This window comes from Sphaerospermopsis torques-reginae ITEP-024 (assembly GCF_019598945.1).
Taxonomy (GTDB): domain Bacteria; phylum Cyanobacteriota; class Cyanobacteriia; order Cyanobacteriales; family Nostocaceae; genus Sphaerospermopsis.
Genome location: NZ_CP080598.1, coordinates 3724623 through 3749481 on the forward strand (window position 1 = coordinate 3724623; position 24859 = coordinate 3749481).

A 24859-nucleotide genomic window follows, 5' to 3' on the forward strand; every position below is an offset into this window, starting at 1 on the left:
TGTAATGACAATCAAAGAATTACTCTTACAAGAAATTGATAATACTCCCCAGGAACTACTAGAGGATGTTTTAAGTTTTTTGCGATCGCTCAAAACAAAACCTCAAGCATCCCTAGTTACATACCAGGAACTATTAGAAAGAATTGATTATTTAGAAGCAATAGTAGGTATTCGTAAAGGATTAGATGAATTTAAGCAAGGGGAAGGAATACCCGCAGAAGAAGCTCTAGCAACCTTAAAAAATAAGTTTAACATTCCTCCACGCCCATGAATTATGCCCATGAATTATGAAGTTATTATTCAACCTACCGCTTTTCAAGAAATCGAAACTGCCTATCGTTGGATGTGCGATAATACAAGTCCTGAAATAGCAAATAATTGGTATTATCAATTAGAAGATGCTATAGAATCATTAAAGAAATTTCCTAAGCGTTGTAGTATAGCACCTGAAGCCAAAGCAATAGGTTCTGAAGTTCGACAACTCTGGATTGGAAAACAAAGAAAATATCGAGTTTTATTTGTCCTTGAAGAATATGTTGTTGCCATTATTCATATTCGTCATAGTAGCCAATCCTATATAGATGAAAACGGGGAATAATTTTGATGGGTTGAAATACATAATTTTTAGATTGTAAATACAATGAGTAGATTATCTAGCACTAATATGGGGAAAATAGGTGAAGTTAATTTTAGGAAAATCAAATATTTACAGATGTTTATTGGGTAATTATTATTCTTGTACAAAATCTCTATTTCATCCTGTACATCCTTAAATCCTGGACATCCTGATTCTGACATTCTCTTTATGACTCTCACCGAAAAAGTCCTAGAAGTCAAAAACTTCCTCCACCAAACCCCCATCTTTGAAAACATCATTGATGAACAACTCCAAGCAGTTGCTAATATTGCCATTCTCCAAACTTACAAAAAAAACGAAACTCTGTTTTGGGAAGAAGACGCAGCAACAGGATTTTTTATTATCAAATCTGGTAAAATCAAAGTATTTAAAGTAGCAAATAACGGTAAAGAACAAATATTACACATCTTTGAAACATCAGAATATTTTGCAGAAGTTCCCGCTTTTGATGGTGGGCATTTTCCCGCATCCGCAGCAGCAATAGAAATTTCGGAAGTTGTGTTTATTCCCAGAACTTCATTTTTCATGGTTTTACAACAACATCCTACTTTAGCAATAGCAATGTTAGGAACTTTCGCAAAACATCTCAGGCATTTAACCAACTTAGTTAACGCTCTTTCTTTTCAGGAAGTCCCAGAAAGATTGACCAATTATTTATTAAAATTAAGTCAGAAAAACGGTAATATTAATGTTGTAGAATTAGACTTACCCAAAACCCAATTAGCAGCATTATTAGGTACTGTTCCTGAAACCCTTTCTCGCGCTTTTTATAAACTCACTCAAGAGGGAAAAATTGAAGTTAATGGAACAAAAATTACATTATCTGACAAAATACTCACATCCAAGAGCAAATAAATTTTGATATACAACTCCCTTCTATCATACACCCATCATAGCATAAAAAAATAGTATGTCAATATCAATGGCTGAAATAACCGATCTTCGTAAAATTATTGATAATATTATCAATAATATTGAGAATAGAGGCTTGTTATTGCGAAAAAAAGGGAGTTGAAAAATTTTTGGATTTTTGAGATTTAAAAAATTTATGAATAATGAACCGCAAAGTACGCAAAGTACGCAAAGTACGCAAAGGAAAGAGGTTTTATCTCTGCGACTCTGTGTGATATCTGGACTTAGATAACTGTCACCTGTCACCTGTCACCTGTCACCTGTCACCTGTAACTTATATTGCTTCCACTTCTCCTGTTGTCTCGCTTTTTTCTCCTCCGTTAAACTATCAAAACATTGGGGACAAGAAATACCTTCCTCATACTTAGGTGAAGTTTTATCTGCGTCAGAAATGGGATGACCGCAACAGAAGCATAACTCATAACTTCCCTCTTCTAAGCCATGACGCACTGCAACCCGTTCATCAAATACAAAACATTCCCCTTCCCACAAACTTTCTTCGGTTGGGACTTCTTCTAAATATTTCAGAATACCACCTTTGAGGTGATAAACTTCTTTAAAGCCTTGTGACAACATATAGGATGATGCTTTTTCACATCTAATTCCACCTGTACAAAATAAAGCAACTTTTTTATGTTTGCTTGGGTCTAGATTTTTACTCACATATTCAGGAAATTCTCGGAAAATTTCAGTTTGCGGGTTTTCTGCTCTTTTAAATGTCCCAATACTGACTTCGTAATTATTACGGGTATCAATTACTGTGACTTCTGGATCGGAAATTAAATCATTCCATTTTTTTGGTTCTACATACGTTCCTACCTTTTCATTAGGATCAACTTCCGGTATTCCTAAAGTAACAATTTCACGTTTTAACCGCACTTTCATCTTTTCAAATGGTGGTGTGTCGGTGTATGATTCTTTGTGTTCTAAGTCTGCTAACCGTTCATCACTACGGAGAAATCCCAAAACCGCATCAATCCCAGAACGTGAACCGGCTATAGTTCCGTTAATGCCTTCTTTGGCTAATAAAATTGTGCCTTTTATGCCTTGTTGCTGACAAAATGATAACAGCGGTGCTTGCAGTTCTTGATCATCGGGTAAGCTGACAAATTTATACAGCGCAGCTACAACTATAATATTATCTTGGTTATTATCTTGGTTATTATCTTGGTTATTTTTTTGGTTATTTTCTGGGTTCATCTGTTTACAAAAAAAGAATAATAGTATATTATTTACTTTAAGTTTAAAATAGCAGTCAGTCATTAGCAAAAAAAGCTGATTACTGAAAGCTTTGGATGGGGGTTTAGCTCAGTTGGTAGAGCGCCTGCTTTGCAAGCAGGATGTCAGCGGTTCGAGTCCGCTAACCTCCACTTGGTTACTTTAATTTTTTTGAAATACAACTGATAGGTTATTTGCTGGCATCTGGTAAACTTTTTGCAAGATCAAATTTTCGGCTTTTGCTGCTTTTACCACATCTTCTAAATTACGCACTCCCCATTCTGGGTTTTGCGATCGCAAAGACTCATCAAAAGCAGCGTTACTGGGTGCGGTATGTTGACCGTTTTGTTTATAGGGTCCGTATAAATAAAGGATACCACCAGGTGGTAAAATTCGTCCAGCCCCGGCCATGAGTCCTAAACAAGCTGACCAAGGAGAAATGTGAATCATATTAATATTGACTATAGCGACAATTGGCGAGTCTGTAAATGTTTCTTTCTCAACTGTCCAAACGGGTAACTGTGCATCTATATCTAAAGGTGGGTAAAGATTATCACTTTTTGATTCTTCCGACCAAGCTGTGATACTGTCTCTTAACAAGGGGTTTGGGTCAGAAGGTAGCCATTTTCGCGGTGCTAGAGGGGGTGCAAAAAATACCGCGTGTTCTCCTGTACCACTAGCTATTTCTAGGATAGTTCCTGATGGGGGTAAGACTTGTTGAAGTACCTCTAAAATGGGTTCGCGGTTGCGTTGGGTTGCGGGTGCAAATTGTTTTTGTTCTGGGTTTGTGTGCATATTTTTGAGTTTTTAGGGAACGCAGATGAACGCAGATAAACGCAGATAATTACAGGAGTTTGATTTTTTGTAGTTTTACATATAGCAGGAGTCAGGAGTCAGGAATAAAACTTTCTTGCTGTCTATGTTTTAATTAAGATGCTGTCTCTTATTGATCTGCAATATGCTGTATTTGTATATTTGTATAATATTTACATAAAATTAGTGTAGGTGCGATACTCCCTTTCTATTGAGATAATTGGTGAGCATCGAAACTTTGCTAAAATCATAACATGGATAAAAAGACCCTTTTCCATCCTCTTCCCTTTGTGTACTTTGCGTACTTTGCGGTTTGTTTATTTAATACCTTGGATAAATTACCATTGGCAATAATTTATCACATTGTTTTGTCACATTACAGGAGAAAAACTTGCCTAAGTCTATTCATTCCACCCAACCACCATTAAAATTTATTCCCCCAAATTTTCAACCGTTGGTACTCAAGGTGATGTCTTTTTTTCTCCCTTTTATTTTACGGGTGAGAACTAGACCTTGGCTACCTGCTGGTATTGTGAAAATAGAAGCTAAAAATGCGGAAGTGTTAGCTAAATTATATCATGAATTTCAAGAGGGTAAAGTTCGTTTTTTAATTGCTTTTCGGCATCCAGAAGTTGAAGATCCTTTATCAATGCTGTATCTGCTTTCTCGCATTGTTCCCAGGGTTGCGCGGGAAAAAGGCATTGATTTAAAATATCCTGTTCATAGTCATTTTATGTATGAAAGAGGGATGACTTTATGGGCAGGAAATTGGTTAGGATGGTTATTTTCTCGCTGTGGTGGTGTACCTATTCGCAGGGGAAGAAAAGTAGATAGAAATGCGATTCAAATGGTGAGAAATTTATTTGTAAATGCAGAAATGCCTATTGCGATCGCTCCTGAAGGTGGTACAAATGGTCATAGTGGAATAGTCAGTCCTTTAGAACCTGGTGTAGCACAGATGGGTTTTTGGTGTGTAGAAGATTTGCAAAAAGCTCACCGCCCAGAAACAGTTTATATTATTCCTATTGCTATTAAATATAGTTATGTTAACCCACCTTGGGAAAAAATAGAATGGCTAATATCAAAATTAGAAGCTGATAGCGGTTTACCAGTGACGAAAATTAGTTACACTGGCAAGAATAGGGAAGAGATTTTACATCAGCGAATTTTCCGTTTAGCGGAATATTTAATTACGGAAATGGAGGACTTTTATCTTCGTTTCTATCATCGAGATTTACCAATAATTATTTGTGAGGAAACAGCAAACCCTAATCAGGTATTAATTGCTCGGTTAAGAAATTTAATGGATACAGCTTTACAGGTAGCTGAAGAATATTTTAATGTGACGGCACAAGGTAATTTTATTGATAGATGTCGGCGGTTAGAAGAAGCCGGTTGGAATTATATTTATCGTGATGATATCGAGGATATTAATAGTTTACCACCTTTTAAACGTGGTCTGGCTGACTGGATAGCTGAGGAAGCAGATTTGCGAATGCAACACATGAGAATAGCTGAAAGTTTTGTAGCGATGACAGCTAATTATATTCAAGAAAAACCAACCGCTGATAGATTTGCAGAAACGACTTTATTAATGTTTGATATGTTGTCGAGAATTAAAGATTCGACTTTACCAGGAAGACCAAGTTTAGGTTTAAAACAAGCGATGATTACTGTCGGTGAACCGATTTCCGTAACAGAAAGATGGGAAAAATGTCAGGGAAATAAACAAGCTGCTAGAAAAGGTGTGAGTGATTTAACCAAAGATTTACAGATAGCTTTAGAGGAATTGATTTAGAGGATGAGTGAATCCTGACAAACTTCTGTAAATGTTGGGTTTCGTTCCTCAACCCAACCTACAGAATTTTATGTTTTGGGCTTAATGGAAAAGTATGGGAAATTAAGGGTTTGTTTATCAATTACCCTTAATTTCTTTCTCTTTTACCTATCTAGAGAAAGTTATTTTGACTATACTAATCATCTAAATCTAAATCTGTATCATCATCTTGATCATAAGCGAGATCATCGAGGTCGATAATCTCAGAAATTTCTTCTTCAACGTCACTCGTCAGGTCAGATTCTATATGTTCACGTGCTATTAAACGACCAGTTGATTTTAACCATTCCAGCAGTATAAATTCATTACTGGTACGAATTACTGTAGCTCTTTGGTTGCGGGGTTGTTCATGTAGTGGTCCGTTGAGCATAAAATATATTGCCTATATGCCTATATATTGCCTAAAAAATTTGTCCGTAGAAGGTCTAATTTCTTAACAAGAATTTAGTTGTGCTGTAATTATAAGCTATTTTTTGCAAAATTAATTATTCATGGCAAAAATATTTTTGGCTACCTCTTTAATCACTGGTATTACTGATAAACGATAACCTTTTTTAACTACTAATAATTCATCACCAGTAAATTTTTCTTTCAGTGTAGATAGAAAAATAGGCTGAGAAAATAGCTCTACAAATTCCACCTTTACAGTTAACCAACGGGGAGATTCAGGAGTAGACTTAGCATCATAATATTTACTATTAGTATCAAATTGAGTTGGATCAGCAATACCAGTTTCCACTATTTTCATCAAACCAAAAATACCTGGAGGTTCAGCATTAGAATGATAGAAAAAAGCTAAATCTCCTATTTGCATTTGCTGTAAAAAATTCCTTGCTTGATAATTTCTCACCCCATCCCAAATAGTTTGTTTTTGGGTTTGTAAATCAAAAATACTATAAACAGAAGGTTCAGATTTCATTAACCAGTAATTCATATATTAAATAGGGAATAGGGAATAGGTAATAGGCAATAGGGAATAGGTAATAGGGAATAGGAGTTCAGAAGGTAAATATTTATTCCCAGTCACCTGTCCCCAGTCCCCAGTCACCTAACTAACAGCTAACTTACCCCAACCAATGTAAGGTAAATTACTCGCTACAGCCTTCACCTGTACTGCATTTGCTACCAACTGTCCGCAAGCATCCCAAGTACCAGAAACAAAAGCAGTTTTAGTCCCCTCACCCATAAACACCGGGAAAGTTAAATCATTGATTTGCACTTGCAAATTTTCTACGTCTATGGTAACAGGTGCTTGGGGATTAGCGGTAACTAAATCTTGTAGTTGTTTGACTATACCTGGTTCGGCTGTAACGCAAGGTATACCCATTGCCACACAGTTACCAAAAAAGATTTCCGCAAAACTTTCACCGATAATAGCTTTGATACCCCATTTTGCTAATGCTTGAGGTGCGTGTTCCCTAGATGAACCACAGCCAAAGTTACGGTTAACAATTAATACTTTCGCCCCTTGATATTGAGGAAGATCAAAAGGATGTTGACCATTTAAAGCTGTTCTATCGTCAATAAATGCGCCTTCTCCTAAACCATCAAAGGTGATGGCTTTTAGGTAGCGGGCGGGTATAATTCTATCGGTGTCTATGTCGTCGCCAATAAGAGGAACGGCAGTACTGAATACTTGTTTTACTTCACTTACCATAGTTTTAATGAACCACGAAGGCACGAAGGACACGAAGGAAAGAGTTTAAGAGAGATTTTTTTGTGGAACAGGCTTCTAGCCTGTTTTATGGAATGTATTTTGAACAGGCAGGCCTATTCCACAAGGGTTTTATAATAAGTCTCTGACATCAGCAACTTCACCTTTAATAGCAGCAGTTGCTACCATTGCTGGACTCATTAACAGGGTGCGACCAGATGCCGATCCTTGTCTACCTTTGAAGTTGCGGTTAGACGATGAGGCGCTGATCTGTCTTCCTTGTAGTTTGTCAGGGTTCATGGCTAAACACATGGAGCAACCAGGTTCACGCCACTCAAAACCAGCTTCAACAAAAATTTTATCTAGCCCCTCCGCTTCGGCTTCTTTCTTCACCCGCTCTGAACCGGGAACAACAAAAGCTTTTACACCTGCTGCAACTTTACGACCTTGGGCTATTTTCGCCGCTTCTCTCAAGTCGCTGATACGTCCGTTGGTGCAACTACCGATAAAGCAAACGTCAATTTTTGTACCTTGGATGGGTTGACCAGGGTAAAGATCCATGTAACGATATGCTTCTTCAGCAACAAACCGATCTTCTTCTGGTAGTTCTGCTGCTGCGGGTACTTTTTGATCAACGCCTATTCCTTGACCGGGTGTTATTCCCCAGGTGACTGTCGGGGGTATGTCTTCGGCATTAAATACTACTACATCATCATATTCGGCATCGGCATCACTCCGCAGAGATTCCCACCAAGTAACGGCTTTTTCCCAGTCTGCACCTTGGGGGGCGAAGTCTCTATTTTTCAGATATTCGTAAGTAATTTGATCAGGGTTGACATAACCGCATCTTGCACCACCTTCGATGGCCATGTTACAAACGGTCATCCGTTCTTCCATACTCATCTGTTCAAAGGTGGTCCCTGCATATTCGTAAGCGTAACCTACACCACCTTTAACGCCTAATGTACGGATAATGTGTAAAATTACATCTTTAGCGTAAACTCCGGGCTTTAGCGTCCCGTTAACTTCGATTTTTCTAACTTTGAGTTTTGATAATGCTAGGCTTTGGGAAGCGAGAACGTCGCGGACTTGACTTGTACCTATTCCAAAGGCGATCGCTCCAAAAGCACCATGACTAGATGTGTGACTATCTCCACAAGCAATGGTCATTCCCGGTTGCGTCAGTCCCAACTCAGGGGCAATAACATGAACTATACCTTGATTTCCCGAACCGATGTTATAGAAGGTGATGTTATTTTCCTGACAGCTTTTTTCTAAAGCCTGGATCATCTCTTCTGCCATGCTATCCAAAAACGGACGCGCTTGGTTATCCGTAGGAACAATGTGATCCACTGTAGCAACTGTCCGCTGTGGGAATAAAACTTTTAAACCCCTCTCTTTGAGCATAGCAAAGGCTTGAGGACTGGTAACTTCATGGATAAGGTGTAGTCCGATGAATAGTTGCGTTAGTCCTGATGGAAGTGTACCAACGGTGTGGATGTCCCAAACTTTGTCAAACAGCGTTCCCTTGCTCATACATCAAATTCTATGTTAAAGGAGTCGAACTTTTGATTATATCAGAAAAGCGATCAGCTTATCACTTTTCAGGATTTATTTTGTCTGAATCAGGATATCCAGGATTTGAGGATTTTCAGGATTTAATATTTGTCTGAATCAGGATATCCAGGATTTGAGGATTTTCAGGATTTATACAACATTAAATCATTTTTAATCATAAGAGTCTGTTCATCTTAAACTGACTTAATGTAATTCTGTAATAATCAGAATTGTTAAATCACAACATCTAATGCAGACAATCAAAATAATCAAATTCTCAAAATAATTAACTAAAAAACCACATCCTGTAAATCCTCTAATCCTGGATATCCTGATTCAGACAATTTAAAAAATAAACTCCTCCAAACAATTAAATCATCAAAACCACATCCTGTAAATCCTTTAATCCTGGATATCCTGATTCAGACTATCTAAAAATCGGCATTCTTGGAGGTGCTGTTTTCCACATTAAGTCAATTTCTTCGGGTGTTAATTGATAGGTTTGATTCACTAAATCTGCAAGTCGCTGTTCTAATTTCACAGCTTCATTTTTGCGACTTTGAATTTCGGGAACATAATCATTATGGGCTTGACGTAAAGCTTTAAAAGCTGGTACACTTAAAGGATCAGATGCTTTTTTAGCTGTCTTTGGTTTGGGCATTCTTTTTCTGACTTCTTCCACAAATTCCGCAAATTCTAAAGTTGCGAAATCTTCTAGTTTATTTCCCAGTTTTTCAATTTTGTATTCTACTTGCAACCAGTCGAGAACATCTTTATAAATTTGTCCGTTGAGTTTGGTTATTTCTATTAAACGAGTGACTATTTCTTCTACTTCTGCGCGTATTTCTACTGTGGGTTGTGCAATGGGTAAGGTTTCAAATAAATACCCCATTGGACTAATAGAGTCAGACAGCATTTTTGTGAAAATTCGCTGACCATACCACCAAAGCAAAGGAGAATTAAGAACAGCTAAAATAAATAAATCTTGAGTGGGAAGTATGAAAGTTTTATCATTTCCCAAAACTCCAGAATTATCAAAAGCATAAAGTGGTAAAGTTTGAATAACTTGATAGATAATTTTAGGTTGTTCAAACTTATCATAATATGCACATGACCTTAATTCCCACCAATATCTACCTTTATCTGAACGTTTGCGTAATTTATCCTCCAAAGGTTTAAAATGCTGATATAAAGAAGGAAACGAGGATTTAAAAATTTCTTCTGCTGTATTTTTATCTTCACTCCATTTCCAAGTGAAATCACTGCTAGATTTAAGTAAAATAATCCATAAATTATCCCATTCAGGACACCATCTTTTAATATCTTGTCCTCTCAATATTGGTTTAATAATTTCCGCACATTTTGGATCATCTAAAATCAACTTTTTCTTAGTCGCATCATCTATGAAAAATGCCTCATTAAAACCTGTCATTATTCCCCGATATGGTTTAACCCCAGCAAACTCTTTTAACGGAATACCTACCCGTTGAATTTTCTGCATTAACTCATCCACCGCAGGAGGTTCTAAACTCCAAGCATGAGCAGAAAACCGCGACCAAGGTATAGTATAACTATTGTCCTCATTCTGTACATATTGAGTAAGGTTAATTTTTGGTAACTCCTCACGAGGAACAACACAAACTACAACTTTTTTATTTTCCTTTTCCGTTTCCAAAAGATTAGTTTTCTTGACTGCAACAATACAGGGAAAAGTATCAGCATCTTCAAAAATTGGTGCGTGTCCAAAATCAATAATTTGTTCAAACACACTTGACTGAGAAAAGAACCTTCTCAACGCTTCCCCATAACCAGAACGCAACCATTTATTCGTCACAATATAGGAAAGTATTCCCTCTGGTTTCAGTAAATTCAAACCTTTTTCATAAAAATAAATATAGATATCCGCAACACCATCATAAGTTTGATAATTCTCCTGTAAATAAGGTTTAAAAGGTGATAACAATTCCTGACGAATATAAGGAGGATTTCCAATCACTACATCAAACCCACCTCCAGCAAAAACTTGAGGAAATTCACTTTCCCAAATAAAAGGTAAATCTGTAAATTGTGCATCTGCGACAATAGAATTACCAACTTTGATATTATCATCCAAATAAGTTAAAGCTTTACCCTGAGTTGCAGTTTTTAACCACAAAGATAACTTAGTAATTTCTACCGACTCTGGAGATAAATCAACCCCAAACAAATTATTACTGAGGATGGTTTTATCTAATTCCAGATTTTCCGAATCTTGATATTGTAAAAACCGCAAATTATCATGCACTCGTTGATACTGACTTTGCAAATAATCAAAAGCAGCAATTAAAAACGCACCCGAACCACACGCAGGATCAACAACTCGCGTTTTTACTAATATCTCATCTCGGTAATTTAACCAAAATTCAATTTCTTTTTCTCGTTGTTTTTCTGGATCTGTAAATTCTCCTAACTGTAAACGCTGTCTTAACTCAGCTTCCCGTTTTTGTAAATATCCACCAATGGCAATTTCGACAATATATTGCGTGATATAAGCAGGAGTATAAAACACCCCTAATTTTTTGCGCTTACCTTGTTTTTTATCAAATTCCTGTTTAGAAACATCAGCTTTTAATTCTTCTAAATCTGTAATTGACTGTTCAAAAATTCGCCCCAAAATATCTACAGAAACTTCCGAATCAAAATCAAACCGTGTCAGGTTTTTAAGTTGTGTACATAAAGGATCGGGAATATTCAACTGTTCATCTAATAGCGGATCATGTTGAAACAAACCACCATTATAACCGGGAATTGGTGGATCATCATTACCTTGATCAACCCAGCGAAAAACGTCTTTATAAATTTCCCAAATCGGACGATTATTATAAGCATTTCTGCTATCATGGGCTTTATTAATAGTCTGTTCTGGTAATAATCCCCTATCCTCACAAAATGCAATAAATAAAATTCTGTCTAATGTCTTTTGTGCTTTTTCAATTAATACCCCATCACGGTTAACAATAGCTAATTTATCAATAAACCGAAAATGTTTAACTATGTTTAATCTGACTTGTTTATATTCGTCATATAATTGTTTGGTAATATCTTCCTGTGCTTGCTCAGAAGCGGTTAATAATCTATCAATAACAGAGACATTTTTAATAGGTAAGAAATTATCCCGACACAGAATAAAATAGAATTTTTTAAACTCCTGAAAATCTACTAAATCTGCTAATACAAACTTTTCATAATAAGCAAGAGTCTTGTTAATATGATATAATCGTAATTCTCGATAATTAGAAATAATAATCCAACGACAATCAGGGGTATAATTAGCATAATGCCATCCTTGATCAACTGCTGATTTATCCCTTCCTGATGCAGCACGATCTAAATTATTTTTAGTTCCTTTTAATTCAATGGGTGCAACAACTTGACCTTGTAATTTTACCTGACCTTTTTGATTTTCTGTTGCGGTAAAATATCCTAAAGCAGCATCAGCAAAACCCCCACCATCAGCAATATTTTTCTCTGGGTAAAGTTCCCATTTTTTACCACCTCCATCAATTACAGATTGATAACCTAACACATCTTGAAATATCTCTTTTAAGAAATTTCCCTGTAAAGAAACTTCGCTGATTTTATCCAGTGTACCTGAATTTAAAGCTTCAACCCATTTGCTAATTATTTGATGACGTGCTGTTAAATCTTCAGGAAATTTAAAAGCACCTGAAGCATTTTTTAACGCTTTTTTCTGAAATAAAGCTTTATCGTCTTTCTGACTCATACCTGATACCTGTTGGTTCACTATTATCTAGTTTAACCTACGGTGATTAAACAACAAATAAGCGTAACTTCCCAGGTAGGAAAACCAGGGATATTTCCATAAGGGTTAACAGCTATAGAATAAGGTTTTTAGACTGTTATAATAATCTAAAATCTGCTTCACCTGTTCCTCATTAGTATTTGGTTGGCAAGAAATAGACAAACCAGCAATTTGACTTTGATAATAATCAAAATCTGAAGAAGTTTGGGGAATTAAATCCACTTCAACCCCTTCCACCTGCCGCAAATGTGCCGCTATTTCTCGATATACAGCCAAAGGAAAATTAGGAAATTCTATTTTTTGTTGAGTCTGTTCCATAAAAAGTATAAAATCATCACTATAAACTTACAGCAGATTGTCAATGAATGAACTGGTTTTTCTGCTGCTGTTTGGGGAATTGGTGCTGCGGGAGGAGTGTTAGTAGCTTCTGGCGTATCATTAACTGTACATCCAGCGATCGCCAAAGTTAAAATAGCCGCAGCTACAATCTGTGAATTAATTTGTGAATTTATACCCATTAGCTGTTCTCGAAAGCTATAGGAAAGTTTACTTGTGGAAATCAACACGCCTGAAATTGTGATTACAGGCCAAGTCTGTTTCCTTTATAACACTAAATTTTACATTTCCAGAGTTATTTTTAACACTCCAGCAAATCATGGTTTCAGAGGATTGGCTATTAATTTTCAGGCACTACCATGATTGTTTTCAGCATCTCCAGTCCTTTTTTGACTTTACGAGCAACAGTAACTACACTAATTCCTAAATGTTCTGCAACTTGCTTCTGTGTCAAATCATGTAAAAACACGCATTCTAAAACTTCCCGGGTGCGGTTTTCCAACTGTACTAATGCTTGTTTTAATCTGATTTGGTCTTCTTGCGCTAATTGAAAGCTGCGGTAATTGGGATCGGGAACCAATTCCCCCAAACTGGTAGATCCTTCTTCTCCATCCTGTATGGGTACATCCAAACTCAGGGGAGAGCAATTCACCCATGCTAATTTAATTTCCTGCCATTCACTTTGAGAAATTTCCAATGCACCAGCTATTTCTGCATCAGTCGGTTGGCGGTTGTATTTTTCCCGCAAAGAACGGGAAACACCTATGGCTTGCTGTTGCAGTGCTAACCAGCGCCGGGGTATCCGTATGGTTACGCCTTTGTCCCGGAGGTAATGTTGAATTTCCCCGCGAATGTAAGGAATAGCGTAAGAACTAAAGGCGTGCCCTTTAGAAAGTTCAAATTTCTCAATAGCTCTAATTAAACCCAAACAGCCGACTTGGATCAAATCTTCATAGCTTTCATGAGATTGATTTATCCAGTAGTGAGCTTCTTTTCTCACCAGTCCAAAATTTAGTTTCACCAGTTGATTACGAAGGCGTTCTGAAGGACATTGCTCATATTCTCGCAACAACTGTGAAATCTCATGTTTTAGTTCGTTCGTGGCTGTATTGGGCATAGCAAATTCAGGATTTAGTAAATATAGTGTTTATTAATCGCTCCTCAACTTAATTTTGAACGCGCTATATTCAGATATGCACTTTCTTAAACAACCCATAAAGCCATCAGTCACACTAAAATTTTTAGCTATAAAAGATTTTGAGCATGGGTTGAAAATCTAGGGCGATTTTCAGCAGAGTTGCTTTTTAGTGATCGAAGTCAATTTGGTCTGTTGTAGCTTATTAAACAACTTGCATAGAATCAAAATATACAATTTTTTCCCTAATTCAAAACCGTGATAGTACGTAACTTTATAAATGCAAATATAAAATTTACTGATAAATAGCCAAAAATTCTATCTATTATTTTTCTAAATTAATAAAAATTATTGATTAGTAATAGTACGTATTTGATTTGAATAAATTCATCTAATTTCCCAAAACATGAATTTGACAACTGTTTTTTTACGGAAAAATCACAGGTGATGAGAAATCAGCCAAAAGTTTACCAGTCTAAAAAAAAACCAACTACCCTCTCAAAAAGCAGGGCAGTTGGATGAATTTTTTTATAGCTGTAGACAGAGTAGTTAGGACATCAATTAATCATGAAACTCCTAGTAACAATACCTTCGCCAAAATCAAAAATATCTTGATTTGTAGGTTGGGTTGAGGAACGAAACCCAACAAATACGTTGAGTTTACGTTGGGTTTTACTTCGTTCAACCCAACCTACGGGAAAATGGCAAAGGTATTGAGTAAAAAAGGGTTTTACTCCTGACTCTTGAACGGCAGTTGCTTCATTTGAGCAGCCACCCCTGTGGACGGGGTTCCCGGCTTGAAGGGAGTGGCGTGACTAAGACCGCACTGCTTCCTCCTGACTCCTGACTCGTGCTATAACAACAGGAATTTAACCGCGATTTGTTTCTACGCGACCGTAGAATAAACCACGAATCTTAACTTCTTTAGGTTCGCCAGCACCCAAATCTGTATCAGAGGGCTGTATACTTTCAAAAGTACCAGCTATTTCGCCAGTAGAACTGTCTACTTTAGCTACTTGTAAAGAAATCTTGCCATTGAGGATTTCTGTACGCTTCACATTAGCTCGTGTCAAATCATCATCGTCGGCTTGGGCTGGTAATGCCACAGCATTATCATAACCACTGACCACACCACGACCTTTGGGATCTAGGAAAGAAGCACCACGATAAGAAGGAACTTTAAACTTACCTTCAAAATCAGTAGAAGTATTAATGCTGGTCAAATTAGGCTGTGTTTGTGCAATCAAGTTTTTGACAGTAAATAAGAAAGGTACCAGTTCACCACCAGGAAGTTTGACTGTGATAGCTTGGAAATCAAGACCATCTTTTTCTACAAAGGTCAGACTGTTATCTGGGTTGATTTTTAAATCACCTTGTACTTGATCAATAGTGGATGTGTTACGAGTCACCAATTTACCAGCTACAAATTCAGCTTCTTGCCGTTTGTTAGCAGGTTCTTCCTTGACAAAGTAATTGGTAGGTTCTAAGCACAGTTCTTTGATGGTGTAGAACTGACTGTTATCCAAAGCAATAGAACCACGGCTTGTTTCTGCCAACTGAGGGCATTTGTTAGCCAAGCCAGTACCTCGAATTTGTTCGTAAGTCAGCAAGTCTCTGCTGCTAGATGAAGGCGCATCACTACAAGCCGTTATCAGCCCCAAGCATAAAGCTAAGAATGCAACTATTAAAGCGCGATACCTCATGGTCAACCTCAATGTCATTAATATTTAAGTTGTAAAACGGCTCTACTAAACGTAATAAAACGCATTCCGTTTTGAGTTTTCAGGTTTAGCTTCAGAAGCAGCAGTTTCTTTCATCAGAGTTAGATGGAAGTTGCTTTTTTTCCTTAGCTTCAAACCAACAGTCTACTGAGTGGCATTTGGCAGGGTTTGGCTAAATGGATGAGTAGACCACAACACAGAAACGCCTCAAGGCATCTGTTATTAATGCGAAGTAGGCTATACTTCGCGCTTTGCTCTTACATCAGGTAAAAGCGGCATGACCCCAATTATCCTGTATTATATATGTATTGTTAGTACATACAATTTCTGGTTTGATAGGGAAATCAGCCAAGTTATAGTGCCAACAAGCATAAGATTTCTCTGATGCTATTGGTTGGTCGGAAATGAATTTCCAAAATTTACTAAAACGTAACTAAGCCCTCACATCAAATCTGTGGGGATTAATTTACGTACAATATTCAAACTACCATTCACATTGGCATCAATCAATTGACAATTAGCGCCTCGTCATTAGTAGTTCTTCGCTTGATTTTCGCTGGCTTTTTGTGATTTCGCTCTTACCCCTGCCCATCCTCCCTTTTTTCGGGTGTTTCGGGTATTGTATTACTTTTATAGAACAGCAGCAGAAAATTACATGAACAATGACCAAAATTTGCCATCGGGGAATTTATCTGCTAAGTTGCAAGCGATCGCCGCTGCGGTGCAAGAAGCGGCTCAAGCTTGCCAAGGCAATGTTACAGCATTATTATCTTTGTTGAGACAATTGGAAAAGTTACATAAAGAGATTCGTGATGGAATTTTTCAAGATAGTTTGCCTGATAACCGCCAAAGACTCTACGCACTGCTCAGAGATATTGAGTCTGAGGGAGGTTGGCCTTATATTGAACGTATGCGATTACAAGAATTTCTAGTGAATTTACCAGTAGAAAGTAATGAAAAAACTCCTGTTATCCAAAACACCAACGACTCCTGTGATACTGATAACTGGTTAGAATGGTAAGCTCAAGAGTTGATCAATCACCAAGCACCGTGGTTTTCAGGAATTAGACTCAAACCAGAAAGGGGTTTTCATGTCCGGTATAGTATCAATTTCCCGTAATAATTTAGCTCAACGCCGTAAAAAATTACGTAGGCAGCAGCAAATAAAAATCATCCACACTATTTGGCGAACACTCGCTGCCAGTAGTCTAGCAGGTGGATTGCTCTGGGTAACACTCCAACCAATGTGGGTGTTAAAAACACCTGCACAAATAGTCATAAAATCAGGCAATCAATTATTATCCGAGCAAACTATTCAATCGCTGTTGGCGCTGTCCTATCCCCAATCTTTGTGGCGAATAGAACCTTCTGCAATTGCCGAAACTTTAGAAGCACAACCCGCTATTGCACAAGCCACTGTAAGCCGTCGTCTGTTTCCTCCTGGTTTAATTATTGAAATTCAAGAGAGATTACCAGTGGCAATGATTCACACCCTACCAAAGCAAAGCATAACCAGTTGCAATACTCAGCCTCAATCTTCGGCAAACTCTGGCAAACAAGCAACATCTTCATGTTTGCAAAATACTCCTGCTGGAAGCAAACAGGATGATGTCAGTTTACTAGATGCTAGTGGCGCTTTGATTCCTCTAGCAAAATACACTGCACTTAACCCCACAGGTAAATTGCCTACCCTCAAAGTTCTTGGTTCACCAGAAAAATATTGCCCCTATTGGACTGAACTTTATCAAGCTGTCAGTCAGAGTTCTGTTAAAGTGATGGAAATTGATTGCCAAGATCCCACAAATTTAATTTTGACAACAGAATTAGGAAATGTGCATCTTGGTGTTCCTAATGCCCAATTACCGGAAAAAATCCAGTTACTTGTGCAAATGCGGCATTTACCAGCAAAATTCAAGCCCAAACAATTAGCCTATATTGATATCAAAAATCCTGACCAACCTTTAGTACAAATGAACCAAAAATAACAAATTAACTTCCCAGATACCTAACAAGCTTTAGCCTGTTTGAGTGCAGAAACCAGTTTTTGAGGATAAAAATATTAGTGAGTTTTACGGTTCGCACTATTGAAATAAAAATTGGCATGAACTTTTGATTAAAATGGCAGGATAAATAATAGAAACTTCTTGGAGATAATCTTTATGCAGGTCGATGAAAAATCAAGGGTTAGTAGCAGTCTACTGTTTTCTTAACTAAGACTAACAAATACTCACATTTGCTGAAAATTTCCTGTCATCTTTTCGCTTTGTGACAGAATTACAGTAAAATCACTGTATGCTACTAGGATTCAAAACCGAACTCAAAGTTAACAAGCTACAACGACTACTACTGGCGCAACACGCAGGAGTAGCCAGACACGCTTGGAATCAAGGTTTAGCACTTTGTCAACAGGTATTGTTACATAACAAACTTAATCCTCAAGACAAAATCAAATTTCCCACAGCCATAGATTTACATAAATGGTTAGTAGCAGCCATTAAATCTACCCATCCTTGGTATTATGAAGTGTCTAAATGCGCACCTCAATACGCATTAAGATATCTCTCAGATGCCTTGAAAGCCTTCTTGAAAAAAAGTAAAGGATTTCCTAAGTTTAAGAAAAAAGGGAGACATGATTCTTTTACCTTAGATGGGTCAATAAAAATTGACTACAGAAAGGTAAAAGTTCCTGTCATTGGTTGGCTGAAAACTTATGAAATTCTCCCGACTGGATATAAACCGAAATCTGTCACCATCAGTAAACAAGCTGATAAGTGGTTTATCTCGTGGAAACAGGAGGTGAGAACGACTCAAACACAGAAAAATCAAGAGTTTGTAGGAGTAGATTTAGGAATAAATCATCTAGCGACATTATCAATAGGAGAAATATTCAATGGTGTAAAAAGCTATAAAAAGTATGAAGATAAACTAGCAAGAATGCAATATTTGAACCGACATAAACTCATAGGTTCAAATAATTATAGAAAAGCACAAATCCAAATAGCGAGATTACACCAAAAAATAGCCAACATCAGAAAAGATACATTACATAAAATCACCACCTATATCAGCAAAAACCACGCGGTTATAGGGATAGAAGATTTGAATGTATCAGGAATGTTAGCAAATGGGAAATTATCAAAAGCTATTGCGGATATGGGCTTTTATGAATTTAGAAGGCAGCTAGAATACAAAACACAACTGTATGGCAGTAAGTTAGTAATTGTGGATAGATTTTATCCCAGTAGAGACTTTATATATAAAGTCTCTACATCTACTTGTGGAGAGAAAAAATCATCACTGTCATTATCTCAAAGAGTGTTTAAATGTGACAGATCTGGTTTTGAATGTGACAGAAATTTAAACGCTGCGATGAATTTAAAAAAAGAAGCGGTCAGATTGATCGTGTTAGCCTGTGGACTAGATAGTGCCGACACTGCTAGGGTGAAACAGGAAGAAAAAGCCGACTTTTGTTAGCATTAGTTAGCTTTTTTGTATCGGATATTGAGCATCAAATTCACGAAGCAATACTGGGAAAATTTAGCAACATAGTATAGAAACTATTAATGTCTAGATCAAGTTATAAGTACCTGTGCAAAATTAATTTCTTATTTGGAAACTCTGTATCCTTTACCAGACAAGGAAGACGGGTAAATGAAATGTGCAATTTATTTTGCATGACTACTTATAAACCGATTTTCGGACAATGTAGGTATACTTTTCTAGAATTAGTTATGCGATGGTGCAAAGCGCAATGCTGACAGCCCAGTTTGCTCTAAGCCATAGACGATCGCCTAAATTGCCAAATGATCCCATAGCTAATGATGATTACGTCTCGCAGACAGCGCCAAAACTTACAGAGACTTACAGAGACTTACAGAAGGATAACCGCTCCCATGCTCCCCTTGAAGTCAAAAGTAAAGGTCTAGACTTGTCTAGGTTTTACAGAGCAGAACAATGAAAAACATTGTCATAGACGGTGACAGTCTCCAACTCAACTATAGTTGAATCTTAGGTGAATAACACCAAAAAAAGTCGTTTATCTACCTTCATCAAGCCAATGACATTTGATAATAACCAAGAGCTTACTTATAAAAATGCCCAATCTGTGGGACAAACAGGGTTATCTTTGCCAGTTAACTCTAATAATCCCTTTGGTAGTTCCGGGCTAAACTTTGCCCAAAGTAACGACAGTAAAAAGATGACGGAAAGTAGCCGGATCGGTGAAATTGTTCCGGGACGAGTCGCCAATATTAAAGTTATTGGTGTTGGTGGAGGCGGTGGTAATGCTGTTAACCGCATGATTGAATCTGATGTTTCTGGGGTGGAATTTTGGTCAATTAACACCGATGCCCAAGCCTTGACTTTAGCTGGCGCTCCCAGTCGTTTGCAAATTGGGCAAAAACTGACCAGGGGTTTAGGTGCGGGGGGTAATCCTGCCATTGGTCAAAAGGCAGCGGAAGAATCTCGTGATGAAATTGCTACCGCTTTAGAAGGTGCTGATTTAGTATTTATCACCGCTGGTATGGGTGGAGGTACGGGAACAGGTGCAGCGCCAATTGTGGCGGAAGTGGCCAAGGAAATGGGCGCTTTGACTGTGGGTGTAGTGACCCGTCCGTTTGTATTTGAAGGACGGCGACGCACCAGCCAAGCCGAGCAGGGTATTGAAGGATTAAAAAGTCGGGTTGATACTCTGATTATTATCCCTAACAATAAGTTGTTAGAGGTGATTCCTGAACAAACACCTGTACAAGAGGCTTTTCGCTATGCGGATGATGTGTTGCGTCAAGGGGTACAGGGTATTTCTGATATTATTACGATTCCTGGTTTGGTGAATGTGGACTTTGCCGATGTGCGAGCAGTCATGGCAGATGCAGGATCAGCATTGATGGGGATTGGCGTGAGTTCTGGTAAATCTAGAGCTAGAGAAGCTGCGATCGCCGCGATTTCCTCACCATTATTAGAATGCTCTATTGAAGGTGCTAGAGGAGTTGTCTTCAATATCACTGGTGGTAGTGATCTCACTCTGCATGAAGTGAATGCGGCTGCGGAAACAATTTATGAGGTGGTTGATCCCAATGCCAATATTATTTTCGGCGCAGTGATTGATGACAGACTGCAAGGAGAAGTCAGAATTACCGTGATTGCGACTGGGTTTACCGGAGAAATTCAAGCTGCGCCACAACAAACTGTGTCCACTCCCAGAGTAGTTACTCCATCTCCCAGGAAGCCAGGAGTACAACCAACTGTTAATCAACCAACTGTTAATCAACCAACTGTTAATCAACCAACCTCAACTCCTGAGCCTAAAGAAAAACCGATTTTAGATATTCCTGATTTTCTCCAACGACGACGCACGCCACCTAAAAATTAAGTAATTGTAGATTTGAGATTTTAGATTAAGTTTGCAGTCTCAGTTCTGGCGTTTGTGCTTTATACAATTTCTTAGTTTTACGTTTATCACCAGGATAGGGGTCTGCAATTTAGTTGCCTACCCCATATTTTATTGGAGTTTTTTTCTATTTAGTCAGTGGTAATTGGTAATTGGTAATTGGTAATTCAATGAAAGGATTTTGGATTTTGGATTGTTTTTGTCAATTCCAATCTAAAATCTAAAATCTAAAATCTAAAATTTTCTTCCCCAGTCACCTGTCACCGTGGCGTAGCACCTGTCACCTGCTCTAGCCACTGAATAACCTGATGAGCAAGGTGAGTACCATCTAGGCGATCAATTTCTCGGATGCCCGTGGGACTGGTAACGTTGACTTCTGTGAGGTAGCCACCAATCACGTCAATACCAACAAAAATCAAGCCGTCTTGACGCAGTTTTTCCGCCAATAAGGTGCAAATTTCCTGTTCTCTTGCGGTAATTTCTGTTTTAGCAACAGTACCACCCGTGGCCATATTATTGCGAAAATCACTGCCACTAGAAAGGCGATTGAGCGCCCCAATGGGTTCGCCATTGAGCAAGATAATTCGCTTGTCTCCGTCCTTAGCTGCGGGTAAATAGTTTTGTACCATTACTGGTAATCGACCTTGGAGGGTACTGAGTTCGACTATTGAGTTAAAATTGCGATCGCCTGATTGTAAAAATAAAATCCCCTCCCCAGCTTTGTTGCCCAATGGTTTGAGAACTGTTGCACCCTTAGCTTCTACAAATTGGCGGATCACCTTTTTATCAGCACTCACAATGGTTTCAGGGATGGCTTGAGTAAATTGCAAGGCATACATTTTTTCATTTGCGGCTCTGATACCATTGGGGTTGTTAATTACCAGGGTTTTATTTTGGTCAATGTAATCCAAAATATAAGTAGCATAGAGGTAGGAATCGTTTACTGGTGGATCTGTCCGCATAAATACAGCGTCCATTGACTCCAAAGCAGTGAAGAGGCTAGAACCTAACTTATACCAAGGATTTGCGGCTACCCAACGTCCCTCTATTAATTCCACTGGTACAAGTTCTACTTGCTGTAAAACAGCCCAAGCTTTGCTATCCACAACATTTAACAAATTCGCTTGGGTTATCCAAACTTCATGACCAAGAATTTGCGCTGCTTCCATGAGGGCAACACTCGTATCATGGCAAGGGTCAAGCTGATGGATGGGATCAATAATAAAAGCCAGTTTCACCCTTTCTACCTCAATTATCAAAAAAAATTTAATTGTTATGGATCTAAAAATCACGTTACAACCCAAGGTTTAACGGGTGATGAACTGCGGGCAAAGCTGATTTAAGGATGCCGGTATTCAAATCAATGCCTGTACACCTAGCAGTCTATACTTTTATACTTGCTGGTACTTAGGGGTTGCTGAAAAAGTGCAAAACCTAGATAAATCAAAGGTTAAAGGTGGTCAGTGACCACTAACGCTCACGGCGAAGCCTTGCACTTTTATTGAGTTCGAGATATGGAAAAGAAATCTTGAAATCTCCTCCTGACTCCTGACTCCTGACTCTTATCCCCTAACGGAAAAACTTTCTCAGCAACCCCTACTGATAATTCCAAAAAGCAGGTTTCTAAGAAAACTTGAATCTCCCGCTACACCTTTAGGTTGGTGGGGGAGTCTCAAGACGCTTGACCTAAACCTTAGAACCTCCAAGAAGAGTATCCAGTTGGCCTGTGCTGTCTAAAGTGTAAAGATTATCACAACCACCAATGTGATGATCATTGATAAAAATTTGAGGCAGAGAACGCTTTCCATTTGCTCTTTGAGCCATTTCATTTCTTGCTACCTCATCTCCATCAATGTTGTATTCGATGAAATCAACGCCTTTATTTAATAGTAGGTTTTTGGCACGGTTACAAAATGGGCAGGTACTCCAAGTGTAGATTTCTACTTTGGCAGTCATAACATCCTCAAGTTGAGCAAATACTTTTCAATTATAAAAGGTAGCTTCTGTCCCATCCTTGGCCAGAACGATGCAAGAGCTACCGAAAAATAATCCAAAATCCAAAATCCAAAATCTAAAATTTTCAAGCTCAATTTTCAAGCTCAACCGCCGTCTACTGCATATTGAATCAACTGGGACAGGCGTAGGCGTAGTGTTTCTAAACCTAAACGTTGACTAGCTGAGATAAACACCGCCAAAGGAAATTCTTCTCGCGCCAAAGCCAGAGTTTCAGTATCGACTTGATCGATCTTGTTAAATACAACTAATGCCGGACCAGGAGTGATAGGCATTTGGGCAAGAATATCCCGAACTGACCGAATATGACTCAAACAAGCAGGATGAGACAAATCTACTAAATGTAGTAGGGCATCTGCTTCGGTAACTTCCTCCAAAGTGGCGCGAAAAGCATCCATTAAAGAAGCTGGTAATTCATGAATAAACCCTACAGTATCTGTAATTAAGGTTTCCTGGGGTTCATTTGTATCCGCATGAGCAATAATCAGACGACGGGTGGTGGGATCAAGTGTGGCAAAAAGTTGGTCGGCTGTATATACTTCCGCGTTAGTGAGGGCGTTGAGCAAGGTAGACTTGCCCGCGTTGGTATAACCCACCAAGGCCACAGAAGGAACTTCCCGATGTTGTCGCCGCTGACGTAACCGACAACGATGAGCTTGCAGTTGGTTAACTTCTTGTTGTAGTCGGGAAATTCGCCTTTGAATAGCTCGCCGTTCTGTTTCTAGTTTGGTTTCACCGGGTCCACGAGTCCCGATCCCACCCCCTAGTCGGGACATGGCTCTGCCTCGTCCTGTGAGTCGTGGCAGCATATATTCTAGCTGCGCTAGTTCTACTTGTAATTTACCAGCACCTGATTGGGCGCGTTGGGCAAAGATATCTAATATTACTTCTGTGCGATCAACAACTCTGACACCAATTTGCGCTTCTAGATTGCGGACTTGAGCGGGTGAAAGGTCACGATCAAAAACCACAAGATTTGCTCCCAAGGTTTGGGCGGTTAAAGCTACTTCTTGGACTTTACCTTCACCTATTACGGTTTGGGGATGAATGCGCGATCGCTTTTGTTGTAAGGTCTGTAAGACATCACCCCCAGCCGTATCTACTAACCTTGCTAGTTCGGCGATGGTGTCTTCAAATTGTTGGGGTGTCATATCATTGGTTTGTACCCCAACAATGACCACCCGATCATGGTCAGCGTCTACTTCCTGAGCGATATATTCTCTCTGAAATTCTTCTTCTAGACTTTCTACCAAGTCCAGAAAATCCTGTTCGGCGATCGCTTCTAAACTCAAAGGTGGCGATACGCTGGAATATAAGGCGGAGTCTGGAATACTCATTCCTGATGACTGAGTTAAAACTAACTGTCTGCTATTGGCTACCAAATGCGCCAAATAAGCTTCTTTCACGTACCCAGTTGCTCCCCCACCCCGACGGGTAAATCCTGTGCCGGTAATATTCAGCATTACTAGAGCATCTAAGCGTTGTAGCGCCATTGCTGTCAGTGCCGCCTCATTCGGTGGTTCTGCTTTGAGATGGGTGGCTATACAACGAATACCGCTCAACCGTTCTGCACCATAACGGGGCAGTTCTAGGGGTGGGATTTGGGTTTGACGTGGATTGCCTACCCCTACCCGGATCACTTGTCCGCGACGGTTGAGGTAGGCACATACAGGTTGATTTATTTCCGTACTAATTGCTGCCAGCCTTTGGGCGAACTCCGGTGTTGTCATGCGATCGCCCGATATACGCTGGTGGTACAGCCGCTGTAGTTGTTTTAGCTGGCTGGACTTTAAACCTTGGAGATTTCCGAAGATAGTCTCTATAGGCGTTTATGA

22 protein-coding genes and 1 tRNA gene are annotated in these 24859 nt (G+C 38.7%); 9 read left to right on the forward strand and 14 right to left on the reverse strand.

Annotated features, from left to right (window positions below; all coding sequences use genetic code 11):
• Positions 1 to 4: 4 nt before the first annotated feature.
• The 3 genes from K2F26_RS17325 to K2F26_RS17335 all read left to right on the forward strand — a co-directional run bounded on the left by K2F26_RS17325 (position 5) and on the right by K2F26_RS17335 (position 1492).
• The gene (locus tag K2F26_RS17325; RefSeq protein ID WP_220608790.1) at positions 5 to 271 is read left to right on the forward strand and encodes a prevent-host-death family protein; all 267 of its coding nucleotides are present in this window, start codon (positions 5 to 7) and stop codon (positions 269 to 271) included.
• Between the two features lie 3 nt (positions 272 to 274).
• Complete coding sequence (locus tag K2F26_RS17330) at positions 275 to 598, forward strand: type II toxin-antitoxin system RelE/ParE family toxin (protein ID WP_246605404.1); 324 nt, start codon at positions 275 to 277, stop codon at positions 596 to 598.
• Between the two features lie 207 nt (positions 599 to 805).
• Positions 806 to 1492, forward strand: coding sequence for a Crp/Fnr family transcriptional regulator (locus K2F26_RS17335; RefSeq protein ID WP_220608791.1), 687 nt, complete (start codon positions 806 to 808; stop codon positions 1490 to 1492).
• 306 nt (positions 1493 to 1798) lie between these two features.
• Here the strand turns inward: K2F26_RS17335 and trhO are convergent, their stop codons facing one another.
• On the reverse strand, positions 1799 to 2749 hold the full coding sequence (trhO, locus tag K2F26_RS17340) for an oxygen-dependent tRNA uridine(34) hydroxylase TrhO (protein WP_220608792.1): 951 nt from the start codon (positions 2747 to 2749) through the stop codon (positions 1799 to 1801).
• A 97-nt stretch (positions 2750 to 2846) separates the two neighbouring features.
• On the opposite strand from trhO, the gene K2F26_RS17345 reads away from it, so the two are divergent.
• Positions 2847 to 2919 (forward strand) — tRNA-Ala (locus K2F26_RS17345).
• 10 nt (positions 2920 to 2929) lie between these two features.
• Here K2F26_RS17345 and K2F26_RS17350 read toward each other — a convergent pair.
• Positions 2930 to 3562 (reverse strand): class I SAM-dependent methyltransferase, encoded by a 633-nt coding sequence (locus K2F26_RS17350; RefSeq protein WP_220608793.1) that lies wholly within the window; start codon positions 3560 to 3562, stop codon positions 2930 to 2932.
• 409 nt (positions 3563 to 3971) lie between these two features.
• Here K2F26_RS17350 and K2F26_RS17355 point away from each other — a divergent pair, with 409 nt between their 5' ends.
• The gene (locus K2F26_RS17355) at positions 3972 to 5378 is read left to right on the forward strand and encodes a lysophospholipid acyltransferase family protein (RefSeq protein WP_220608794.1); all 1407 of its coding nucleotides are present in this window, start codon (positions 3972 to 3974) and stop codon (positions 5376 to 5378) included.
• A gap of 175 nt (positions 5379 to 5553) precedes the next feature.
• On the opposite strand, the gene K2F26_RS17360 is transcribed toward K2F26_RS17355, so the two are convergent.
• The 9 genes from K2F26_RS17360 to K2F26_RS17400 form a co-directional block, all read right to left on the reverse strand.
• Positions 5554 to 5787: a DUF3134 domain-containing protein gene (locus K2F26_RS17360; protein WP_220608795.1), complete on the reverse strand. Its 234-nt coding sequence runs from the start codon at positions 5785 to 5787 to the stop codon at positions 5554 to 5556.
• Between the two features lie 111 nt (positions 5788 to 5898).
• Positions 5899 to 6351, reverse strand: a complete 453-nt coding sequence (locus tag K2F26_RS17365) for an EVE domain-containing protein (protein WP_246605405.1) — start codon at positions 6349 to 6351, stop codon at positions 5899 to 5901.
• Positions 6352 to 6465: 114 nt separating this feature from the next.
• On the reverse strand, positions 6466 to 7074 hold the full coding sequence (gene leuD, locus K2F26_RS17370; RefSeq protein WP_220608796.1) for a 3-isopropylmalate dehydratase small subunit: 609 nt from the start codon (positions 7072 to 7074) through the stop codon (positions 6466 to 6468).
• Between the two features lie 129 nt (positions 7075 to 7203).
• Positions 7204 to 8607 (reverse strand): 3-isopropylmalate dehydratase large subunit, encoded by a 1404-nt coding sequence (leuC, locus tag K2F26_RS17375; protein WP_220608797.1) that lies wholly within the window; start codon positions 8605 to 8607, stop codon positions 7204 to 7206.
• Positions 8608 to 9055: 448 nt separating this feature from the next.
• Positions 9056 to 12391, reverse strand: coding sequence for an Eco57I restriction-modification methylase domain-containing protein (locus K2F26_RS17380; RefSeq protein WP_220608798.1), 3336 nt, complete (start codon positions 12389 to 12391; stop codon positions 9056 to 9058).
• A gap of 105 nt (positions 12392 to 12496) precedes the next feature.
• Complete coding sequence (locus K2F26_RS17385) at positions 12497 to 12748, reverse strand: hypothetical protein (protein WP_220608799.1); 252 nt, start codon at positions 12746 to 12748, stop codon at positions 12497 to 12499.
• Entirely contained in the window at positions 12724 to 12948 is a 225-nt protein-coding gene (locus tag K2F26_RS17390; RefSeq protein WP_220608800.1) for a hypothetical protein, read from the reverse strand. The genes K2F26_RS17385 and K2F26_RS17390 overlap by 25 nt, the downstream gene beginning before the upstream one ends.
• A 158-nt stretch (positions 12949 to 13106) precedes the next feature.
• A complete protein-coding gene (locus K2F26_RS17395; protein WP_220608801.1) occupies positions 13107 to 13883 on the reverse strand; it encodes an RNA polymerase sigma factor SigF in 777 nt (258 codons plus the stop codon).
• Between the two features lie 887 nt (positions 13884 to 14770).
• Complete coding sequence (locus K2F26_RS17400; protein WP_220608802.1) at positions 14771 to 15604, reverse strand: photosystem II manganese-stabilizing polypeptide; 834 nt, start codon at positions 15602 to 15604, stop codon at positions 14771 to 14773.
• A 673-nt stretch (positions 15605 to 16277) separates the two neighbouring features.
• Here K2F26_RS17400 and K2F26_RS17405 point away from each other — a divergent pair.
• From K2F26_RS17405 to ftsZ, 4 genes are all read left to right on the forward strand, one after another.
• Positions 16278 to 16643 carry a hypothetical protein gene (locus K2F26_RS17405; protein WP_220608803.1) on the forward strand — a complete coding sequence of 122 codons (366 nt, stop codon included), beginning with the start codon at positions 16278 to 16280 and terminating at the stop codon, positions 16641 to 16643.
• Positions 16644 to 16713: 70 nt separating this feature from the next.
• Entirely contained in the window at positions 16714 to 17607 is an 894-nt protein-coding gene (locus K2F26_RS17410; protein ID WP_220608804.1) for a cell division protein FtsQ/DivIB, read from the forward strand.
• Between the two features lie 307 nt (positions 17608 to 17914).
• Positions 17915 to 19096, forward strand: coding sequence for an RNA-guided endonuclease InsQ/TnpB family protein (locus K2F26_RS17415; RefSeq protein ID WP_220608805.1), 1182 nt, complete (start codon positions 17915 to 17917; stop codon positions 19094 to 19096).
• 583 nt (positions 19097 to 19679) lie between these two features.
• Positions 19680 to 20993, forward strand: coding sequence for a cell division protein FtsZ (gene ftsZ, locus K2F26_RS17420; protein WP_220611926.1), 1314 nt, complete (start codon positions 19680 to 19682; stop codon positions 20991 to 20993).
• A gap of 278 nt (positions 20994 to 21271) precedes the next feature.
• On the opposite strand, the gene gshB is transcribed toward ftsZ, so the two are convergent.
• The 3 genes from gshB to hflX all read right to left on the reverse strand — a co-directional run bounded on the left by gshB (position 21272) and on the right by hflX (position 24847).
• Positions 21272 to 22249 (reverse strand): glutathione synthase, encoded by a 978-nt coding sequence (gshB, locus tag K2F26_RS17425; RefSeq protein WP_220608806.1) that lies wholly within the window; start codon positions 22247 to 22249, stop codon positions 21272 to 21274.
• Positions 22250 to 22697: 448 nt separating this feature from the next.
• The gene (gene grxC, locus K2F26_RS17430) at positions 22698 to 22967 is read right to left on the reverse strand and encodes a glutaredoxin 3 (RefSeq protein ID WP_220608807.1); all 270 of its coding nucleotides are present in this window, start codon (positions 22965 to 22967) and stop codon (positions 22698 to 22700) included.
• A gap of 143 nt (positions 22968 to 23110) precedes the next feature.
• Positions 23111 to 24847, reverse strand: coding sequence for a GTPase HflX (gene hflX, locus K2F26_RS17435; protein WP_220611927.1), 1737 nt, complete (start codon positions 24845 to 24847; stop codon positions 23111 to 23113).
• Positions 24848 to 24859: the final 12 nt, after the last annotated feature.

What these genes read in the sequence shown, in the direction of transcription:
- K2F26_RS17325 (WP_220608790.1), top strand. Translation starts at nt 5, where the DNA reads ATGACAATCAAAGAATTACTCTTACAAGAAATTGATAATACTCCCCAG.
- K2F26_RS17330 (WP_246605404.1), top strand. Translation starts at nt 275, where the DNA reads ATGCCCATGAATTATGAAGTTATTATTCAACCTACCGCTTTTCAAGAA.
- K2F26_RS17335 (WP_220608791.1), top strand. Translation starts at nt 806, where the DNA reads ATGACTCTCACCGAAAAAGTCCTAGAAGTCAAAAACTTCCTCCACCAA.
- trhO (WP_220608792.1), bottom strand. Translation starts at nt 2,749, where the DNA reads ATGAACCCAGAAAATAACCAAAAAAATAACCAAGATAATAACCAAGAT.
- K2F26_RS17350 (WP_220608793.1), bottom strand. Translation starts at nt 3,562, where the DNA reads ATGCACACAAACCCAGAACAAAAACAATTTGCACCCGCAACCCAACGC.
- K2F26_RS17360 (WP_220608795.1), bottom strand. Translation starts at nt 5,787, where the DNA reads ATGCTCAACGGACCACTACATGAACAACCCCGCAACCAAAGAGCTACA.
- K2F26_RS17365 (WP_246605405.1), bottom strand. Translation starts at nt 6,351, where the DNA reads ATGAATTACTGGTTAATGAAATCTGAACCTTCTGTTTATAGTATTTTT.
- leuD (WP_220608796.1), bottom strand. Translation starts at nt 7,074, where the DNA reads ATGGTAAGTGAAGTAAAACAAGTATTCAGTACTGCCGTTCCTCTTATT.
- leuC (WP_220608797.1), bottom strand. Translation starts at nt 8,607, where the DNA reads ATGAGCAAGGGAACGCTGTTTGACAAAGTTTGGGACATCCACACCGTT.
- K2F26_RS17380 (WP_220608798.1), bottom strand. Translation starts at nt 12,391, where the DNA reads ATGAGTCAGAAAGACGATAAAGCTTTATTTCAGAAAAAAGCGTTAAAA.
- K2F26_RS17385 (WP_220608799.1), bottom strand. Translation starts at nt 12,748, where the DNA reads ATGGAACAGACTCAACAAAAAATAGAATTTCCTAATTTTCCTTTGGCT.
- K2F26_RS17390 (WP_220608800.1), bottom strand. Translation starts at nt 12,948, where the DNA reads ATGGGTATAAATTCACAAATTAATTCACAGATTGTAGCTGCGGCTATT.
- K2F26_RS17395 (WP_220608801.1), bottom strand. Translation starts at nt 13,883, where the DNA reads ATGCCCAATACAGCCACGAACGAACTAAAACATGAGATTTCACAGTTG.
- K2F26_RS17400 (WP_220608802.1), bottom strand. Translation starts at nt 15,604, where the DNA reads ATGAGGTATCGCGCTTTAATAGTTGCATTCTTAGCTTTATGCTTGGGG.
- K2F26_RS17405 (WP_220608803.1), top strand. Translation starts at nt 16,278, where the DNA reads ATGAACAATGACCAAAATTTGCCATCGGGGAATTTATCTGCTAAGTTG.
- K2F26_RS17410 (WP_220608804.1), top strand. Translation starts at nt 16,714, where the DNA reads ATGTCCGGTATAGTATCAATTTCCCGTAATAATTTAGCTCAACGCCGT.
- K2F26_RS17415 (WP_220608805.1), top strand. Translation starts at nt 17,915, where the DNA reads ATGCTACTAGGATTCAAAACCGAACTCAAAGTTAACAAGCTACAACGA.
- ftsZ (WP_220611926.1), top strand. Translation starts at nt 19,680, where the DNA reads ATGACATTTGATAATAACCAAGAGCTTACTTATAAAAATGCCCAATCT.
- grxC (WP_220608807.1), bottom strand. Translation starts at nt 22,967, where the DNA reads ATGACTGCCAAAGTAGAAATCTACACTTGGAGTACCTGCCCATTTTGT.